Origin of the sequence: Sphaerisporangium corydalis (assembly GCF_025506355.1) — a bacterium.
Taxonomy (GTDB): Bacteria; Actinomycetota; Actinomycetes; order Streptosporangiales; family Streptosporangiaceae; genus Sphaerisporangium; species Sphaerisporangium corydalis.
Genome location: NZ_JANZYP010000105.1, coordinates 1 through 19,885, shown reverse-complemented (window position 1 = coordinate 19,885; position 19,885 = coordinate 1). Strand labels below are relative to the sequence as shown.

General features: G+C 73.3%; 9 protein-coding genes. 3 read left to right on the top strand and 6 right to left on the bottom strand.

All coding sequences use genetic code 11. The features are described from left to right. The first annotated feature begins 309 nt into the window (after positions 1 to 309). A complete protein-coding gene (locus tag NYZ98_RS39815) occupies positions 310 to 1,671 on the top strand; it encodes a S8 family peptidase (RefSeq protein WP_262850475.1) in 1,362 nt (453 codons plus the stop codon). A gap of 38 nt (positions 1,672 to 1,709) precedes the next feature. Here NYZ98_RS39815 and NYZ98_RS39810 read toward each other — a convergent pair whose 3' ends face one another. After that, positions 1,710 to 2,153 (bottom strand): SSI family serine proteinase inhibitor, encoded by a 444-nt coding sequence (locus tag NYZ98_RS39810; protein ID WP_262850473.1) that lies wholly within the window; start codon positions 2,151 to 2,153, stop codon positions 1,710 to 1,712. A gap of 46 nt (positions 2,154 to 2,199) precedes the next feature. Further along, positions 2,200 to 3,462, bottom strand: coding sequence for a S8 family peptidase (locus NYZ98_RS39805; protein WP_262850471.1), 1,263 nt, complete (start codon positions 3,460 to 3,462; stop codon positions 2,200 to 2,202). A 240-nt stretch (positions 3,463 to 3,702) separates the two neighbouring features. Here NYZ98_RS39805 and NYZ98_RS39800 point away from each other — a divergent pair, with 240 nt between their 5' ends. After that, on the top strand, positions 3,703 to 5,130 hold the full coding sequence (locus NYZ98_RS39800) for a pyridoxal phosphate-dependent decarboxylase family protein (RefSeq protein WP_262850469.1): 1,428 nt from the start codon (positions 3,703 to 3,705) through the stop codon (positions 5,128 to 5,130). Positions 5,131 to 5,300: 170 nt separating this feature from the next. Then, a complete protein-coding gene (locus tag NYZ98_RS39795) occupies positions 5,301 to 6,350 on the top strand; it encodes an LLM class flavin-dependent oxidoreductase (RefSeq protein WP_262850468.1) in 1,050 nt (349 codons plus the stop codon). 108 nt (positions 6,351 to 6,458) lie between these two features. On the opposite strand, the gene NYZ98_RS39790 is transcribed toward NYZ98_RS39795, so the two are convergent. From NYZ98_RS39790 to NYZ98_RS39775, 4 genes are all read right to left on the bottom strand, one after another. Continuing rightward, positions 6,459 to 7,736: an MFS transporter gene (locus tag NYZ98_RS39790; protein ID WP_262850466.1), complete on the bottom strand. Its 1,278-nt coding sequence runs from the start codon at positions 7,734 to 7,736 to the stop codon at positions 6,459 to 6,461. Then, the gene (locus tag NYZ98_RS39785) at positions 7,717 to 11,664 is read right to left on the bottom strand and encodes an amino acid adenylation domain-containing protein (protein WP_262850464.1); all 3,948 of its coding nucleotides are present in this window, start codon (positions 11,662 to 11,664) and stop codon (positions 7,717 to 7,719) included. The genes NYZ98_RS39790 and NYZ98_RS39785 overlap by 20 nt, the downstream gene beginning before the upstream one ends. After that, positions 11,661 to 18,443, bottom strand: a complete 6,783-nt coding sequence (locus NYZ98_RS39780) for a non-ribosomal peptide synthetase (protein ID WP_262850462.1) — start codon at positions 18,441 to 18,443, stop codon at positions 11,661 to 11,663. Before NYZ98_RS39780 ends, NYZ98_RS39785 begins: the two co-directional genes overlap by 4 nt. Further along, the coding region (locus NYZ98_RS39775; protein WP_262850460.1) for a non-ribosomal peptide synthetase at positions 18,440 to 19,885 on the bottom strand (1,446 nt) is incomplete at its 5' end. The genes NYZ98_RS39775 and NYZ98_RS39780, both read right to left, overlap by 4 nt.

Sequence of the window (19,885 nt, the reverse complement as noted above, 5' to 3'; positions counted from 1 at the left end):
CAAACAAGCCCACGGCGACACCCCCACCGCCACCCTCCAGAACTGGCTCGTCGACAACGCCACCACCACCCTCACCGCCGTCCCCGCCGACACCCCCGACCGGCTCCTCTACACCAACGGCCTGTGAAACCCATGACGGCCTCCGGGCGGGTACGGCGGAACCCGGGACCGCCCAGCGGGCGGATCTTGACGCCGGACAGTGACACCACGGAGAGTAACCGCGATCACCACGGGTAATGGACCAGTGATCACTGTACGTGAGGGCCGGCGGCCGCGCCCCGGCCACAGCGGCCGAACGAGAGGGACGCGATGACCATCCGCCCCACAACCCGCACCCACATCGCCAGACCGCGCGGAGGCCTGGTCATACCCGGGGTCCTGCTCCTGCTCGCCCACCTGCCGGCCCCCGCCCCGGGCGCCCATGCCCAGGCTCCGGCCGCCCATGCCCCCACACGGAGCGCCCATGCCCCCACGCGAGGCGCGCACGCCCCCACCACGGCCGCGCACGTCCTCACCCCGGCCGCGCACGCCGCCGCTCCCCGCCCCACCGTCCCACCGGTCCCGCGCATCGGCCCCCCGCCCGCCCGGCCCATCCCCGGCCGGTTCATCGTCCGCCTGCGGCCCACAGGAAACCCCACCCAGATCATCGCCCAGGCCGGCCTGCGCCCCACCTACCTGTACACCAAGGTCGCCAGCGGCTTCGCCGCCCCCATGACGCCCCAGCAGGTCACCAGGATCCTGCGCGAGCCCGACGTCGCCTCCATCGAGCAAGACGGCCTCATCGAGCTGCCCACCCCGCTTCTCGCGCCCGCCGGCGAACCCGCCACCCCACGCCTCAGCACGCCCAGCGGCGCCGCCTCCTGGGGACTGGACCGCATCGACCAGCGGACCCTGCCCCTCAGCGGCACCTACCGCCCCGTCCACGACGGCACCGGGGTCACCGCCTACATGATCGGCACCGGCATCGACCCCGCCCACCCCGAATTCACCGGCCGCCTGATCCCCGGCTACAGCGCCATCAACGACGGCAAGGGCACCAGCGACTGCCTGGGCCAGGGCACCTTCGTCGCCGGCATCGCCGGCGGCACCACCTGGGGGGTCGCCCGCAACATCCACCTGGCGCCCGTCCGCGTCATCGGATGCGACGGCCACGGCACCTACTCGGGGTTCATCGCCGCACTGGACTGGATCGCCGTCAACGCCAAGCACCCCGCCGTGGCCAACATCTCCATCGGCGGCGCCAAGTCCCCCGCGCTCGACGACGCCACCAACGAGCTCAGCAGCCTCAAGATCTTCATCTCCGCGGCCGCCGGCGACCACACCGGGGACGCGTGCGACATCTCACCCGCCTCCGCCCCCGGCGCCCTCACCGTCGCCGCCACCACCCGCGCCGACACCCCCACCCCGACCACCGACACCGGGCCCTGCGTCAACCTGTTCGCCCCCGGCACCGACATCACCTCCGCCGCCAGCGGCGGCGGCACCGCACGCGCCAGCGGCACCGCCTACGCCACCCCCTTCGTCACCGGCGTCGCCGCCCTGCTCAAGCAGGCCAGCGGCGACGCCACCTCCGCCGTCATCAGCCACTGGCTCACCGACCACGCCACCACCACCCTGCGCGGCGTCCCCAACGGCACCCCCAACAGACTGCTCTACACCAACGGCCTCTGACCGGTGTCCTCCCCCGAACGGCCCTCGGGATCGGCGGGTCAGAACCTGATCACCACTCCGAGGATGTTGTCCAGCTCACAGAAGTTGCCGTAGACCCGGAGCCCGCTGACGAGCTTGCCGTCCCACTCTCCGGCCGACCAGGCCGAGATCGGCTCGTAGTTCCCCGGGCAGATCAGGTCAGGTGGCGGCTTCAGCAGGCTCAGGTCCCCACGCACCTTGGACAGGACGGCGCAGGCCTCCCGGGGGTGCGGGTGGGTGCCGCCGATCGGGGCGCACTCCAGTAGCGCGATCTTGGTCGGCGGCCAGAGGATGCTGCCGTTGCGCAGTCCAAGGGTGACCCAGCGGTGCGGCGCCCCCGGCGGCGGTTCCGCGCTCGGGACGGAGGTCTCCCCGCCTCCGGCGTTCGCGCATGGTGGGGTGAACACGAACGCCAGGCCGACCAGCACGGCAAGACATCCCGATCTCTTCGCTGTGCGGTTCATTACTCCCCCGATGATGGAACACCTGGTCGACATCGCTCCCCGGACCCTAGAGGCCGTCGGTGAAGAGCAGTTTGTTGATGGTGCCGGCGGGGACGTCACGGAGGGCACCGAACGTCGCGTTGCCCGTCAGCCAGCGGTTGACGATGTACGGAAGCGCGTCACGGTGGGTCTGCATGAACAACGCGGCCGCTCCGGTGACGTAGGGGGCGGCGTAGGCGGTGCCGCTCGCGCGTTCGGTGCCCCCGCCCTTGGCGGCCGAGACCACGCCGGAGCCGGGCGCGTACAGGCCGACGCAGCGTCCGGTGTCGCTGCCGGGGGCCGGGATGTCCTCCGACGTGGACGCCGCCACGGCCAGCACGTTGAGTGCGGCGGCGGGTGAGACGTCGCAGGCGTCGCCGGCGTAGTCGCCCGCGGCCGCGGCGATGAACACCCCCAATCCGGCCAGCGTGTTGGCGGCGTTGTTCACGGCGAAGGATCTGGCTCCGCCGACGGAGATGTTGACGACGGCGGGGCGCCTGGCGTGGGAGGCGACCCAGTCCATTCCGGCGATGAGCCCGGAATAGGAGCCTCGGCCGTCGCAGTCCACGACGCGTACCGGTGAGAGGTGGACGTTGCGGGCCACTCCCCAGGTCGCGCCGCCGACGATGCCGGCGACCATGGTGCCCCGTCCAAGGCAGTCGGAGGTGCCGTGGCCGTCGTTGACCGTGGTGACGCCGGGAATCAGGCGGCCCGCGAACTCGGGATGGGCGGGGTCGATCCCGCTGCCGAGCATGTAGGCGGTGACCCCGGTGCCGTCGTGGGCGACGTTGTAGGCCCCGTCGAGTGGCAGGGCCGACTGGTCGATCCGGTCCAGCCCCCACGAGGAGGTCGGCACGGCCCGCGCGGGCGGCACGGCGTGACCGGTGCCGCCCGCCGCCTCCGGCGGCAGCGACCGTTCGAGCTCCTGGATGGCGCCGTCCTCCTCGATGGAGTAGACGTCAGAGGTTCTCAGCAGATTGATGATCTGCCGGCCGGTGAGGCGTGCGGCGAAACCGTTGAGGACCCTGGAGTAGACGAAGATCGGTTCTATCCCGGCCTGGGTGAGCAACTGGCCGACCTGGCCGGTCGGCCGCACCTTCACGATGTACTGGCCGGGAATGATCTTGGGTGGCGGGGGTCCCGCCGGCGGCGGCCCGGACCGCTCCGGCGTGCCGGCCCGCACGCCAGGGGCGAGCATGGTCAGGTTCCCGGACAGCAGCAGAACTCCCAGTACGACCAGGCCTCCGCGCCACCTGGCGGTATGGCTCCTGGGTGTGGGGCGGATGGACATCGCGTCCCTCTCATTCGGCCGCCGTGGCCGGGGCGCAGCCACCGGCCACCACGAGCAGTGATCACTGATCAACTACCCACGGTGATTTCGGTTACTCTCCGCGTTGCCGCCGTTCGAAGCCAAGATCCATTCAGCGAGGGGCGGGCCGGGCGGTCTCCGGCAGGAGATCCGGAACCGGCCCCCGCGGCGCCGGCACGGGAAGGGGCTGGCGGGGGCCGGGCGGGCGTGTTCTCCTGAGGGATGAGTGATCCTTTGAACGAGCGGGACACGGCCGCCGCCGCGCTGGGGATGGTGGCCGAGGCCGCCGGGCCCTACCTCGGCTCCCTGCCCGATCTCCCCGTCCACGACCACGACGCCGGCGGGCTGCTCGACCTGCTCGACGGCGAGCTCTCCGAGGACGGCGCGGGGACCCTGGACAGCGTCGCCCAGCTGCTCCGCGTCGGCGTCGGGGCGGCCACGCACTCCTCGGGACCGAGGTTCTTCCACTTCATCGTCGGCGGCTCGACCCCCGCGGCCCAGGCCGGCGACTGGGTGACCTCACTGCTGGACCAGGCCACCGGGCTGTGGCTGACCTCTCCGCTCGCGAGCCGGGCCGAGACCGTCGTGCTGCGGTGGCTGAAGGACCTGTTCGGGCTGCCTCGGTCCTACGGCGGCGTGCTCACCCCCAGCGCGACCTTCGCCAACCTCACCGGGCTGGCGTGCGCCCGGCAGTGGTGGGGCGAGCGGCACGGCGCCGACGTGGCGGCCGACGGCCTCGCGGGGCTGCCGAGGATGCCGGTGCTCTCCGGCGGCTACATCCACCCGAGCAGCCGCAAGGCCCTCCAGGTGCTCGGCTGCGGCCGGGACGCCGTGCGCGTCCTGTCCCGCGACGACGCCGGGCGGGTGGACGTGGCGGCCATGGACCGGGCGCTCGGCGAGATCGCCGGGCCCGCGGTGATCGTCGGGAACGCGGGCGAGGTGAACACCGGCGACTTCGACCCCCTGGACGAGCTGGCCACGCTGGCCGAGCGGCACGGCGCCTGGCTGCACGTGGACGGGGCGTTCGGGCTGTTCGCGGCGACCACGCCGCGCCTGTCGCACCTGGTGGCGGGGGTCGAACGGGCGCACTCGGTGGCCGCCGACGGGCACAAGTGGCTCAACGTCCCCTACGAGAGCGGGTTCGCGTTCGTCCGTGACCCGGCGCTGCCCGGCCGGACGTTCGGCGCGTGGGGCGCGCCGTACCTGCCCTCGGCGGACGACCCGAACATCAACTACAACTTCCTCGGCCCGGAATCCTCCCGCCGCGCGCGGGCACTGCCCATCTGGGCGACCCTGCGTGCGTACGGCAGGTCGGGGTACCGGGAGATGGCCGAGCGCCACCACGACCTGGCCCTGCGGCTCGGCGGGATCGTCGAACAGGCCCCTGACCTGGAGCTGCTCGCCCCGGTGCGGCTCTGCGTGGTCTGCTTCCGCTACCGGCCGCCCGGCGTCCCCGAGGAGGAGCTGAACGAGCTGAACCGGCGGATCGGCGTGGAACTGCTCGCCGACGGCCGCGTGTTCGCCGGGACCACCACCTACCGGGGCATGACCGCCCTGCGCCCGGCCATCGTGAACTGGCGCACCACCGAGACCGACATCGACCTGCTGGCCTCGGTGGTCGGCGAGATCGCCGCCCGGGTGGGCACCTGAGCGTACGTCGGACCCCTCGGTGGTCAGCGGGATCGCCGCCCGGGCAGGCGCCTGAGCGGGCGTCGGGTCGCCGTCCGTGGGCACCTGATCACCCAGGTGAGGGCTGTCCCGGACGGCCGCCCCCGGGGGATGATTGCGATCAAGGTGTTCCATCCCCCGAGGAGGCGATCGTGCGGCTGGGTTTCAGCATCGGCACCCTTGGACCCGTGGCGGCCACGCCCGGCGACCAGATGAAGCTGGTCCAGGAGGCGGAACGGCTGGGCTACGCGTCCGTGTGGGCCTCCGAGGGCTACGGTGCCGACCCGGCGACCACGCTCGCCTGGCTGGCCGGCGGGACCGAGCGGATCGGGCTCGGCACCGGGATCCTGCAGATCTCCGGGCGTACCGCCATCGCCGCCGCCATGGCCGCCGCCACGATCGACCGGCTGTCCAACGGGCGGTTCCTGCTGGGCCTCGGCACCTCGGGACCGCAGGTGGCCGAGGGCTGGCACGGGCACCGCTACGAGCGCCCGCTGGCCCACCTGCGCGACTACGTCCAGGTCGTGCGCACCGCCCTGGCGGGAAAGCCGGTGCGTCACGAGGGGCCGACGCTGGTGCTGCCGCTGCCCGGCGGCCGGGGCAAGGAGCTGACCCTGGCGGTGGAGCCGGTGCGCAAGCCGCTGCCCGTCCACCTGGCCGCCATGGGCCCCAAGGCCATCACCCTCGCCGGGGAGATCGCCGACGGGTGGCTGCCGATCCACTTCCCCCCCGAGCACCTCGCCGAGTCGCTGCCGCTGCTCCGCGAGGGCGCCGCCAAGGCCGGGCGCCAGGTGTCCTCGATCGCCGTCTCGCCCATGGTGATGGCCATGGTGGACGACGACGCGGACTACGCGCGCGACCTGGTGCGCCCCATGCTCGCGCTCTACCTCGGCGGCATGGGGACCAGGAAGGTGAACTTCTACAACCGGCTGGCGCACCGGCTCGGGTACGCCGACGCGGCGGCCCGGGTGCAGGACGCCTACCTGGAGGGCGGCCTGGGCGAGGCCATGGAGGAGCTGCCCGACCCCCTCGTGGACACCCTGACCCTGTGCGGCACGCCCGCGCGGGTGCGTGAACGGCTGGCCGCCTACCGCGACGCGGGCGCCACCACGCTGATCGCCGGGCTGAACGCCCCCACGGTGGACGACCGCTCCGAACAGCTCGGCCTGCTCGCCGAGCTCAACTCTTCGCTGCCCGGCTAGAGGACGACCGGGCCGGACCGAGGACGCCCGGCCCGGGAGGACGCCCGGTCCGGGCTGAGGGTGACCCGGTCCGCCACCCTCGCGCGGACCGGGTCGCAGGTGGGCCGGTCAGCTCGCCAGGGGCGCTTCCGGCACTTCGCGGAGCTTGGGGATCGGGGACATCGCCAGCACCGCCATCGGGACGAGCGCCCCGATGAGCGCGGCCACCAGGACGACGGGCCGCATGCCCACGGCCTCGCCGACCAGGCCCGCCACCAGGGCGCCGAGCGGCGCCGGCACCAGGCCCATGGCCCAGATGGTGGCGATGACCCGGCCGACCATCTCGCGCGGCGTGGCCGACTGCAGCACGGTGATGTTGTTGACGACGAAGATCTGCGTGGTGAGCCCGACGACGAGCTGGGAGACCGCGAGCATGGCCACCGCGAGCCACAGCGGCCCGCCGGCCAGCGGCACCAGCAGCAGCGAGCTGTTCCCGATGACCGTGGACCACAGCATCGTCGGGCCGGGCCCGACGCCCTTCATGAAGCGGACCGCCAGCCAGGCACCGCCGATCGCCCCCACGCCGCCCACGGCCAGCACGCCGCCGACCCAGGCGGCGGGCACGTGGACGTCCTGGACCAGGAACGGGAAGTAGAGCGTCTGCAGGATGCCGATGTCGAAGAACGAGTACACGGCGCTCGCGATGGCCAGGGGGCGGATCATGGGCTGCCCCATCACCCACCGCAGGCCCTGCCCGATGGCCTGGAGCATCGAGCCGCCGCCCTCGTCCACCTGCGGCCGGTCCTCGGGCTTGCGGATGAGCAGCAGGGACACGGCCGAGACGACGTAGGTCACCGTGTCGATGAGGATGACCAGCGGCGCGGACCGCGCGGCCACCAGCACCCCGGCGAGGCTCGGCCCCACGGCCTTGGCCACCGAGTCGCTGAGCTGCAGCTTGCTGTTGCCGTCGCCGAGGTGCTCGGGCGCCACCAGGCCGGGCAGATACGACCGGTAGGCGATCTCGAACAGCACGCCGAAGATCCCCATGGCGAACACCACGACGTAGAGCCACCACAGCGTCAGCATGTCCATGACGAACAGCAGCGGCACCGTGCCGAGCATGACGGCGCGGGCCACGTCGCTCACGATGAGCACCGGGCGGCGGCGCATGCGGTCGACCCAGACCCCGACGACCAGGAACAGCACCATCGGCAGCCTGGCGAGCGCGCCGAGCAGGCCCATCTCGGCGACCGAGGCGTTCAGCAGCAGGAACGCCACGATCGGCATCGCCAGGACGGTGACCTGCGTGCCGACGAGCGACAGGCTCTGGCCGGCCCAGAGTTTGAGGAAGTCCTGATCCCTCCACAGGGTGTCCGGCCGCGCCCGTTCAGTCGTGGGTGACGCCATGATCCATGCACCTTCTCAGCTCGGCGGCCGCGTCGGCGACCAGGGGCTCATACATGACGGTGAAGCGCTCCCCGAGGATGGGCGAGATGCGCAGCCGCCCGGTGACGACCGACCGCCATCCCATGTGGTCCGGCTCCGCGCCCTCCCTGGCCGGCGAGAACAGCAGCACGTCGCCGTCGTAGGGGGCGTGCCGGTAGTCGCCCACGGCGTGGGCGTTGGCGCGGAAGACGTCGACGAAGCGGCGCGCCTGCCGCAGGTCGGCGGCGTCGGGCTGCAGCCGGTCGGCCTTGGCGGCGGCCTCCACGACGGCGAGCAGCCGTTCGTCGGGGTCCATCCGCCGCAGCTCGTCCAGGTCGATCTCCACCGGGCCGCCGGCCAGCGCGTGCATCAGCAGGACCGCGTCGTCCTGGAGCGAGGCGCGGATCACCGGCTCGTCGGCGTCGGAGTAGAACAGCACGACGAGCGGGACCTCCTGCCCGCTCTCGCGCAGCCGCCGTGCCATCTCCAGGGCGATGTTGCCGCCGATGCAGTACCCGCCGAGCACGTACGGGCCCTGCGGGCGCGCCTTGAGCAGGTGGGCCACGTAGTCGTCCACCATCTCGTCCATCGTGGCGTGCGGTTCCTCGCCCGGGGCCAGCCCGCTGGCCTGGATGGCGTGCACCGGCTGGTCGGCGCCGAGCCGGCGGGACAGCGGCAGGTACCGGAAGACCTGGCCGCCGAGGGCGTGCGACAGGAAGATCGGGACGCGGTCGCCGCCCGGGCGCAGCGGCACAATGCGCTGCTCGGCGCCGTCGCTGTCCGCCGGGCGCCGCAGCTCGGCGGCGAGCAACGCGACCGTCGGCGCGGTGAGCACCATCGACAGCGGGACCTCCCGGTCCAGCTCCTTGCGCAGCTTCATCGCCAGCCTGAGTGCCAGCAGGGAGTGGCCGCCGAGGGCGAAGAAGTCGTCGTGGACGCCGATGGCGTCCAGCCCGAGGGTCTCCTCCCACAGGGTCGCGAGGCGCGCCTCGAACGGGTCGCGCGGCGGCAGGTACGGGGCCCGGCCGGTCTGCCCCGGGTCGGGCAGGGCGGCCCGGTCGAGCTTGCCGTTGGCGGTGACCGGGAGGGCGTCGAGGCGCACCCAGGCGGACGGCACCATGTGGCCGGGCAGCCGGGAGCGGAGCCGCGCCGACAGGTCCGCCTCACCGCCGGGCTCGTGGAACACCAGGTAGGCGGCCAGGGTGCCGCCCTTGAGCGTCACCGCCGCCGACCTGACCTCGGGCTGGGCGGCCAGCACCGCCTCGATCTCCCCCAGCTCGACCCGCTGGCCGCGGATCTTCACCTGGAAGTCGGTGCGGCCGAGGTACTCGATCTCGCCGTCCACCCGCCACCGGGCCACGTCGCCGGTGCGGTAGAGCCGCGCGCCCGCCGGGCCGTAGGGGTCGGGGACGAACCGTTCGGCGGTCAGCGCGGGGCGGCCGACGTAGCCTCGGGCGAGCTGGGCGCCGCCGATGCACAGCTCTCCCGGCGTCCCGACGGGCACCCGCTCGCCGGCGGCGTCCAGGATCTCCAGCCGGGTGTTGGCGACGGGCCGCCCGATGGGGACGGTGCCCTCGCCGGGCGCGCACGCGTGCCAGGACACGTCCACGGCCGCCTCGGTGGGGCCGTACAGGTTGTGCAGCCCGACGCCCCTCAGCCGCCGCTGGAACCGTTCGGCGAGTTCGGCGGGCAAGGCCTCGCCCGAGCAGATCACCCGGCGCATCGCCTGGGGCCGCAGGAAGGGCTCCTCCAGGAAGACCTCCAGCATGGAGGGGACGAAATGCGCGGTGGTGACGCGTTCCCTGGCGATGAGCGCGACCAGGTAGGCGCTGTCCTTGTGCTCCTCGGGGCGGGCCACCACGAGCCCGGCGCCGGCGAGGAGCGGCCAGAACAGCTCCCACACCGACACGTCGAACCCGATGGGCGTCTTGTGCACGACCCGGTCCTCGCCGGTCAGCCCGAACGTGTCCTGCATCCACAGCAGGCGGTTCACGATGGCCCGGTGGGAGACGCCCACACCCTTCGGCCGGCCCGTCGACCCGGACGTGAAGATCACGTACGCCAGCGCGTCGAGCGGGACCCGCGCGTCCGCTCCGTACGGCGGCACCGCGGTGGTCCCGCCGTCCGGTGGGGCGGGTTCGGCCGCGGGGGTGCCGATCAGGAGCGCGACGCCGTCCGGCACCTGGGCCGCGGTCTCCCCGGTGACCAGCACCGTGCGCGCCCGCGCCTCGCCGATCATGTACGTGAGCCGCTCGGGGGGCAGCCCGGGTTCCAGCGGCAGGTACGCCGCGCCCGCGCCGAGCACACCGAGCAGGGCCGGCAGCAGCTCCGGCCCGCGCGGCAGGTGGACGCCGACCACGTCGCCCGGGCGCGTACCCGCTTCCACCAGCGCCGACGTCACGCCCCTGGCCCGCGCCAGGAGTTCCCGGTAGGTCAGCCAGGCGCCCTCGTAGCCGACGGCGGGCGCGTCCGGCGTGCGGGCCGCCTGCGCGGCGATCAGCTCGTGCAGGGGCGCGACGTCGTACGGCCGCGCGGTGGCGTTCCACCGGGCGATCGCCTCCCCGTCGGCGGCCAGGTACGGGGCCGACGGCCGGGGGTCGGCGTCCGGGGCGGCGGCCAGCTCGCGCAGCGCCGTCCGGTAGTGGGCGTGGATCCGCTCCATCTGCTCGGCCGGGAACTGCGCGCGGTCGTAGGAGAGCGACAGGTCGAACCCGCCGTGGTCCCTGCTGCGGCCGAAGCTGACGGTGAGCGGCAGGTCGGTCTGCTCGAAGAACTCCTGGCCGAGGATCTCGATCCCCCCGGCCTCCGGCATGCCCCGGTAGACGTGGAAGTCGCGGAAGTCGAAGAGCACGTCCAGCAGGGTCGCCCGCCCGCTCGCCCGGCGGATCTCGAACAGCGGGTAGTTGCGGTGCGGCAGCAGCGCGACCTCCGCGTCGAACACCCGCCGCACCAGCGCCGCCCACGTGGGCGTGTCGGTGGCGACGCGCAGCGGCACGGTGTTGAGGAACAGCCCGAGGACCTCCTCCCCCGACTCGCTCTCGGGGCGGCCGTGCGCGACCAGGCCGGTCATCACCTCCGCCCGGCCGGTGAGCAGGGCCAGCACCCGGACGTGCGCGGCCAGCAGCACCGTACGCAGCGGCACGCGGAGCGACCGCGCCACGCCGCGCAGGCCCTCCAGCACGCCGGCCTCCACGGGCACGGCCAGGACGTCGACGGCGCGCACCCCCTCGGCCTGGTGATCGGCCGTACGGGGGATCCGGGTGTCGGGGGCACCGGCCACCTGGGCGGCCCAGAACTCCTTGGCCTCCCGCGATGCGACCGCGGCGCGCTCGCGGGCCACCAGGTCGCGGAACGCCGCGCCGGGGGCCTCCACCGGGAGCGGGATGCCGGCCAGATGGGCGGCGTACCGGCGGAACAGCTCGGTGGTGAGGGCCGCCACGCTCCACCCGTCGAGGATCGCGTGGTGGAAACCGAGGCTGAACGCGAACGACCCTCCCGGTAACAGGTGGACGTGGGCGCGCGCGAGCGGCGGGGAGGCCCAGTCGAACGGTCGCGCCTTCTCCCGCTCCGACCATTCCCGCAGCCGGTCGTCCACCTCGGCGCCGGCGGTGAGGCGCGTGAGGTCGGTGACCTCCAGGGGCAGGACGGCGGACCGGTGCACGAGCTGCACCGGCTCGCTGAACCCGGTGAGGTCGAAGGAGGTGCGCAGCACGGGGTGCCTGGCGGTCACCTCGGCGAGCGCCGCCGCGAAGGCGGCGTGGTCGAACCGGCCGCGCAGCGTGATGGTCGTCAGGTCGTGGTAGGTCGGCGCGTCCGGTTCGTACGCGCTGTGGTACAGCATGCCGGCCTGGAGCGCGGCGAGCGGATAGGCGTCCTCGAGTTCACGCGCGGTACCGGCCGTGACCGTCATCGCACCTCACCTCCGAGCAGTCGGGCCATGTCGTCCGGGTTCAGCAGGCCGAAGGCCGCGACGTTCCGCTCCTCCTCCGGCCCGGTCGCGCCTTCCTCGGGCCGCAGCCGCCCGGCCAGCTCGCGTACGGTCTGGTGCAGGAAGATCTGCTCCAGCCGGACGGCGTAGCCCTCCTTGCGCAGCCGCGCCACCACCTTCAGGCTGCGGATGGAGTCGCCGCCGGCGGCGAAGAAGTTGTCGTGCGCCGAGACGCGGTCGAGGGCCAGCACGGCGCGCCACGCCTCGGCGACGGCCACCTCCGCGGGTCCTCTCGGGTCCTCGTGCACGGCCTGGTCGTCGGCCCGCGGCAGCGGCAGGGCCCGGCGGTCGAGCTTCCCGCTGCCCGTGACCGGCAGCTCGTCGAGCAGCACCCAGCTCGCGGGCACCATATGCCCCGGCAACCGCTCCGCCAGCGCCTCCCGCCACTCATCAGGCACCACATCCGGCGACACCCCCGGCACCGGCGCCTCGCGTGGCACCGCGTCCACCGGAAGGGCGGAAGCCACGCCGGGCCGCCTTCCGCCCGCCCCGCCGGGCTCCTCGTCGTGGGGTCTCTCGGGGACCACGTACGCGGCCAGGCGCAGGCCCGCGCCGTCCTCGACGGCGCGCACCGCCGCCGCCCGCACGCCGGGCAGCTCCCCGATCGCCGCCTCGATCTCGCCGAGCTCGACCCGCATCCCGCGGATCTTCACCTGGAAGTCGGTGCGGCCGAGGTACTCGATCTCGCCGTCCGCCCGCCACCGGGCCAGGTCCCCGGTGTCGTACAGGCGCGCCCCCGGCGGGCCGAGGGGGTCGGCGACGAAACGCTCGGCGGTCAGGCCCGGCCTGTTCACGTACCCCCGCGCGAGCTGCACGCCGCCGATCCACAGCCGCCCGGGCACCCCGATCGGGACCCGGTTCATCCTGGCGTCCAGGACCTCCAGCCGGGTGCCGGTGATCGGCCGCCCGATCGGGACCACGCGTTCCCCCGGCACGCAGGCGTGCCAGGACACGTCCACGGCCGCCTCGGTCGGGCCGTACAGGTTGTGCAACCCGGCGGAGGGGGCCTCGCGCAGGAGCCGCGCGGCCAGCTCGGGCGGCAGCGCCTCGCCTGAGCAGACCACGGTCCGCACCCCGCCGAGGCGCGCGCCGGCGCCGGGCTCGTCGAGGAAGGCGTCCAGCAGCGACGGCACGAAATGCAGGGTGGTGACCGACTCGGCCTCGACAAGCCCGGCCAGGTAGGCGGGGTCGGCGTGCCCGCCCGGCCGTGCCACCACGAGCCCCGCGCCGGCCGTCAGCGGCCAGAACAGCTCCCACACCGACACGTCGAACGAGAAGGGCGTCTTGTGCAGCACGCGGTCACCGGGGCCGAGACCGAACGTCTCCTGCATCCAGCGCAACCGGTTGACGATCGCCCGATGGGACACACCGACGCCCTTCGGCCGGCCGGTGGACCCCGAGGTGAAGATGACATACGCCAACGCGTCCGGCGCCACCTCCGCGGCCTCCCCCTCTCCCTCTCCCTCCCCCTCGACCTCGGCCAGACCCCCGGTGGGGGTGCCGTCCAGGAGGAGGCGGGGCAGGTCGGCGGGGGTGCCGTCCAGCAGGAGGCGGGGCAGGTCGGCGGGGAGGGGTGCCTGCGTGTCCGGTGTCGCGATCACCAGCCGCGCCCCGGCCTCGGCCGCCATGAAGGCCAGCCGCGTGGCCGGGTGGCCCGGCTCCAGCGGCAGGTAGGCGCCGCCGGCGGCCAGCACGGCGTGCACGGCGATGACCAGGTCGGCGCCACGTTCCAGGCACACACCGACCACCTGGTCCTGCCGCACACCCAGCGCGCGCAACCTGCGCGCCAGGTCGTCCACCCTGGCGGCGAACTCGGCGTACGTGAACCAGGCGCGTCCACCACCGGCGCTCTCGTACCCGAGCGCCTGAGCGTCCGGCGTCAGCGCGACCTGCCGGGCCACCATGCCGTGCAGGGTCTCCCCGGACCAGGTGGTCGCTGGGGGGCCGGTGGCGTTGGCGGTCTGGATGATCTCGAGTTCGCGGGCCGTGAGCAGGGGGATGCCGGACACCGGGGCGTCCGGCGCGGCGACCGCACTCGCGAGGAACGCGCGGTAATGGTCGGCGAAGCGCTCCATCCGGTCGTGGTCGAACATGTCGGTCGCATAGTGCAGCACACCGATCAACCGGTCCCCGGCCTCCTCGACCACCAGGTGCAGATCGACCTGGGCGACGCCCGGATCGACGTCCAGCGTCCGCAGCGCCAGCCCCGCCACCTCCGGCGGTGACGGCGGGACGTTCTGGTAGGCGAACATCACCTGGAACAGCGGGTTGCGCGCCAGGCTGCGCGTGTCGGCGAGCTCCTCGACCAGGACCTCGAACGGCAGACCTGCGTGGTCGTGCGCGTCGAGGACCCGTTCCTGGGTGCGGCGCAACAGTTCGGCGAAACCGGGGTCGCCGGAGACGTCGCCCCGGAGCACCAGGGTGTTCAGGAACAGCCCGGCGATCTCCTCCACCGCCGGATGGTCGCGCGCGGAGACAGGTGTGCCGACGGGGATGTCGGTACGGCCGGTGTAGCGGGCCAGGACTCCCTGAAGGGCGGCGAGCAGCACGGCGAACGGCGTGGACCGCCGCGCGCGGGCGAACTCGTGGACCGAGGCGACCGTCTCCGCGCCGATGACGAACGTGAGCCGTCGTCCCTCGAAGCTGGGACGACCCGGCCGGTGCCGGTCGGCGGGCAGGTCCAGGGTGTCGGGGAGCCCGGCGAGTGCCCGCTTCCAGTACTCCAGGGCGGCGCCGTCGTCCCCCCGGTCACGCCGCCAGGCGGCGAAGTCCCGGAATCCCACGGTCAGCTCGGGCAGCCGGGCGCGGTCGCCGTGGATCCGCGCCCGGTACAGCTCCATCAGGTCACGGAGCAGGATCGACAGCGACCAACGGTCGGTGATGACGTGGTGCAAGGTGAGCAGAAGGTGGTGTTCCTCCGGCCCGGTCCGCACCAGCACCGCCCGGATCAGGGGCCCTTCGGCAAGATCGAACCGATACCGCGCCTCCCCCCGCGCAACCTCCTCCACCGCCGCCCGCACAACCCCGGAACCAACCCCGGACACCGCCCCAGGCATCGCCTCGGGCGTTGCGGACAGGTCTCGCGTTTCCAGTTTCGGCCGGTGGGGGCCCTCGGCCAGCAGTGGCTCACCGTCCTCGTCGAGGATCACCGAGCGCAGGACCTCGTGCCGGTCCACCAGGGCGTCGAACGCGGCGGCCAGCGCCTCCACGTCCAGCGCGCCGACCAGCCGCTCACCCCAGGCCACGTTGTACACGGGGTTTCCGGGGTCGAGCCGGTCCATGAACCACAGGCGGACCTGGGCGTGCGAGGGCGGCACCGGGCCTTCGCCCGCGGGCGGGATCGTCCCGGCGCCTGAGGGGACGGCCCGCCCGGCGAGCAGCGGCGCGAGGCCCGCGATGGTCGGTGTCTCGAAGCAACGGCGCAATGGGACGGTCACCCCGTACACCTCACGAAGCCGTGTCACCAGGCGCATCGCGAGCAGTGAGTGCCCACCCAACCCGAAGAAGTCGTCATCCACCCCGATCCGAACTCCACCCCGCCCGGTGCGGGCGCCGTCGAGTAGTTCTGTCCAGAGGGCGTGCAGGGCCCGCTCCTCGGGGGTGCGGGGGGCGATGTGCGGCCGGCGTGCGGGGTCCTCGTGCGCCGGGGCGGGCAGGGCCGCGCGGTCGAGCTTTCCACTCGGCAGCGTGGGGAAGCCGGCCACCACCACGTACGCCGCGGGGACCATGGCCTCCGGGAGGCGGGCCCGCGCATGAGCACGCAGAAGCGCCGCCACCTCCTCCCCGCTGGACCGCCCGGGGCCGGTCCAGTCGATGTAAGCGACCAGGCCGCGGCCGCCTGGGGCGTCGTCGCGGACCATGACGACCGCGCGGCGCACCGACGGATGTTCGCCCAGTACGGCCGCCACCTCGTCCGGTTCGATCCGCACCCCCCGGACCTTCACCTGGTCGTCCAGCCGCCCCAGGAACTCCAGGACGCCACCTGCACGCCACCGCACCAGGTCGCCCGTCCGGTACAACCGCCCACCGGGAACCCCGAACGGGTCGGGGACGAAACGCTCGGCCGTCAGACCCGGACGCCCGTGATAGCCGCGGGCCACGCCAACCCCACCGACCAGCAACTCCCCCGCCACCCCGACGGGAACCGGACGAAGGGCGCGATCCACCACGTACACCTGTGTGTTGGCCACCGGGGACCCGATCCCCACCGAGCCCGGCCGAACGCGGCGGCGCGTCGACCACACCGTCGTCTCCGTCGGCCCGTACAGGTCCCACAGCTCCCCGGTCACCTCCAGGAGCCGGGCGGCGAGCGGCTGCGGCAACGCCTCCCCGGTGCTGATGATCTTCGGTACGGAGGTGGCGAGGGCGGGCAGCAGCGCCTCCAGCACCGATGGCGTGGCTTGGACGGTGCTCAGCCGCCCCTCCTCGACCAGGTCACGCACGCGCCCGGGGTCGGAGGCGGACGCGACCACGACCGTGCCCCCGGTGACCAGCGGCCCGAACACCTCCACCATCGCGATGTCGAAGGACAGGGAGGTCAGGAAGAGGACGCGATCGCCCGGCGCCAGGCCAGGGCTCCGCCGCACGTCCCACAGCAGGCTGACGGCGCCGCGATGCGGGACCACGACACCCTTCGGGCGACCGGTCGAGCCGGAGGTGTAGATGAGATAGGCCGCCTGATCGAGCCCGACGAGGGCGGCTCCAGGTCTGGAGGCGGGAGCGGCTCCGGGGTCGGGGTTGTCCAGGGTGAGGATCGGGGGGCGGGGTTCGGGGAGGCGGTCGGCCAGGTCGCCTACGGTGAGCACGAGGGCCGTCCCCGAGTCGCCGACGATGTGACCCAGGCGGTCGGCAGGGTAGTCGGGGTCCAGCGGCACGTAGCACCCGCCGGCCTTCAGCACCGCGAGCAGCGCCACGACAAGGTCCGGATCGCGCGGCAGGCAGATCCCCACCCGGGTCTCACGCCCCACGCCGAGCCGGGCCAGCCGCAGGGCCAGCTGGTCGGCGCGCGATTCGAGCTCGGCGTAGGAGAGCGACGACCCGTCCGGGCCCTCGACCGCGACCTGCGCGGGAGTTCGCGCGGCCTGCTCGGCGACCAGTTCGTGCAGCGGGCGGTCCGGGTAGGCGGCGGCGGTGGCGTTCAGGCCGCGAAGCGTACGGTCCAGCTCGTCGTCGTCCATGAGGGGCAGCGCCGACAGCGGCAGCTCCGGGTCGGCCGCCGCGCCCGTGAGCAGGGTGCGCAGGTGGCCGGCCAGGCGTTCCATCCGGTCGTGGTCGAACATGTCGGTCGCGTAGTCGAGGACGCACAGCAGTGCCCCGTCGGCGCGTTCCTCGACGATGAGGTCCATGTCGAACATCGAGGTCCCCGGGCGGATGTCGAGGCGCTCCAGCGTGAGCCCGTGCCCGTCCTCCGGCAGCGCGGGGGTGTTCTGGAAGGCGAGCATCACCTGAAACAGCGGGGTGCGGGACAGGTCGCGCCCGCTGACGAGCTCGTCAACGAGCGTCTCGAAAGGCAGGTCCTTGTGCTCGATGGCCGATAGGACGCGTTCGCGGGTCCGCCGGAGCAGCTCGGCGAAGCTCGGGTCACCGGCGAGGTCCCCGCGCAGCACGATCGTGTTCAGGAACAGGCCGGCGGTGCGGTCGAGCGAGGGGTGCGGGCGGGACGACATCGGTGTGCCCACCGGGATGTCGGTCTGGCCGGTGTACCTCGCGAGAAGCACCTGCAAGCCGGCCGTCAGGGCCATGAAGAGGCTGGCGTGTTCCCGCCCGGCCACCTGCCGCAGCTCGCCGGTCAGGTGCGGATCCAGGTGGAACAGGATCCGCTCCCCCGCCCCGGTCCTGACCGGCGGCCGCGCCCGATCCGCCGGAAGATCGAGCACCTCAGGCAACCCCTCAAGAACCCCCCGCCAATACCCCAAACCCCCCGCCCAATCCCGTCGCCCCCGCTCCCAGACCACGTAATCCGCATAATCAGGCCGGTCGGCAGCCTTCCCGAACATCGCTACCGACTCGAGGTGTCCTGCGGAGGTTTGGGTTTTGTATAGGTTCAGGAGGTCTTCGAGGAGGATGGACACGGTCCAGCGGTCGGCGATGATGTGGTGCAGGGTGAGGGTCAGCAGGTGTGAGGTGGTGGACAGGCGTACGAGGCGGGCGCGGGCCAGTGGGCCGGTGGTCAGGTCGAAACGGTGTCGCGCCTCCTCCGACGCGATCGACACCGCTGCCGCCTCGGTAGCAGGCGATGGAGCCAGGTCCGGGGTCGTCGGCGTAGCCGGGTGGGGCGGGGTCGAGAGGCTTGAACGTAGCAGCGTCGGGCGGAGGGGGCCTGGTTGCTGGGAGGGCTCGCCGTCGTGGACGGTGATCACGGCGCGCAGGATGGGGTGGCGGTCCACCAGGGCGTCGAAGGCCGCCGCGAGGGCCTGGCCGTCCAGGTCGCCGTTGACACGGTAGGCCCAGGACAGCGTGTAGGCGGGGTTGCCCGGGTCGAGCCGGTCGACGATCCACAGCCGCCGCTGGGCGTCCGACAGCGGCGCCGGCGCGTCCTGATCCGGCCGTCGCGGAATCGGCGGCACCGCGACCGGGGATGGGGGCAAGGGGTCGGGAGCGGCGGATGTAGTGGGGGGCCGGGTCAAGCGGGATTCCAGTTTGGCGCGTTGTTCGGGGGTGAGGCGGGCCAGTTTCTCGCGCACCTTGTCGACGTCGCTCACTGTTCCTCCTCCGCAAGCAGGTCGAGCAGGCCGGCGTCCGTCAGGCCCGCTTCCAGTACGGCCAGGGCCTGCTCCTCGACCGTGGTCGCGTCGAAGCAGCGCCTCAGGGGCAGTTCGACGCCGAACTCCTCCGCGATCCGCCCGATCAGGTTGACGACGAGGAGGGAGTGCCCGCCGAGCACGAAGAAGTCGTCGGTCACGCCCACGCGCTCACGTCCGAGCAGCTCGCACCAGACGGCGGCGAGGGTCTCCTCCATCGGCGTGCGAGGGGGAACGGACGAGGGCGCGTGGCCCTCGGCCGGTGGCGGCAGGGCGGCGCGGTCGAGCTTCCCGCTGGGCAGCACCGGGAAGTCGTCCATGAGGACGAACGCGACCGGGATCATCGCGTCGGTGACCCGCGGCCGCAGATGCTCCCGCAACCTCGCCACCACCTCCGCGTGGTCGTGGGTGTCTGGGGGGGTCCAGGTGATGTAGGCGACCAGGCCGCGGCCGCCTGGGGCGTCGTCGCGGACCATGACCGCCGCGCGGCGCACCGACAGATGTTCGCCCAGTACGGCCGCCACCTCGTCGGGTTCGATCCGGACACCCCGGACCTTCACCTGGTCGTCCAGGCGCCCCAGGAACTCCAGGACGTCGCCGGTACGCCACCGGACCAGGTCGCCCGTCCGGTACAGACGACCACCGGGGACCCCGAACGGGTCGGGGACGAAACGCTCGGCCGTCAGGGCCGGGCGCCCGTGGTAGCCGCGGGCCACGCCGTCGCCGCCGATCAGCAGTTCACCCGCGACTCCCGGAGGGACCGGGCGCAGGTCGCGGTCCACGACGTACACCTGCGTGTTGGCCACGGGGGTGCCGATGCCGACCGGCCCGGTCTCGCGGGTGATCCTCATCCGGGTCGACCACACCGTCGTCTCCGTCGGCCCGTAGAAGTTCCACAGGCCCGGAGTGATGTCGAGGAGCCTGCGCGCGAGGTCGGCGGGAAGGGGCTCGCCGCCGCAGATGATCCTGGGCAGGCCGTGCGGCAGCTCGCCGAGGAGCATCTCGGCGACCGAGGGGGTGAGCTGGACGAGGTCGGCCTGCTCGGCGGCCACGCGGACCTCTTTGGGGGTTTTGACCGCCTCGTCGGGCGCGACCACGAGGGTGCCGCCGGTGAGCAGCGGCGTGAAGATCTCCAGCGCCGCGATGTCGAAGGACAGGGAGGTCAGCAGGAGCACGTCACCGCCGCCCTGTTCCCTGGCGACGTCGGTCACGAGGTTCACCACGCCCCGGTGCGGCACCTCCACCCCCTTGGGGCGGCCGGTCGAACCGGAGGTGTAGATGATGTACGCCAGCCGGTCCTGGCTCACCTCGGGCAACGGCTTCAGCGAACCGGCCGTCAGGCTCGATTCCACCAGGACGGTCGGTTCCGGGGTGTCGGGGTGGAAGCGGGGTGGGCCGCCGGG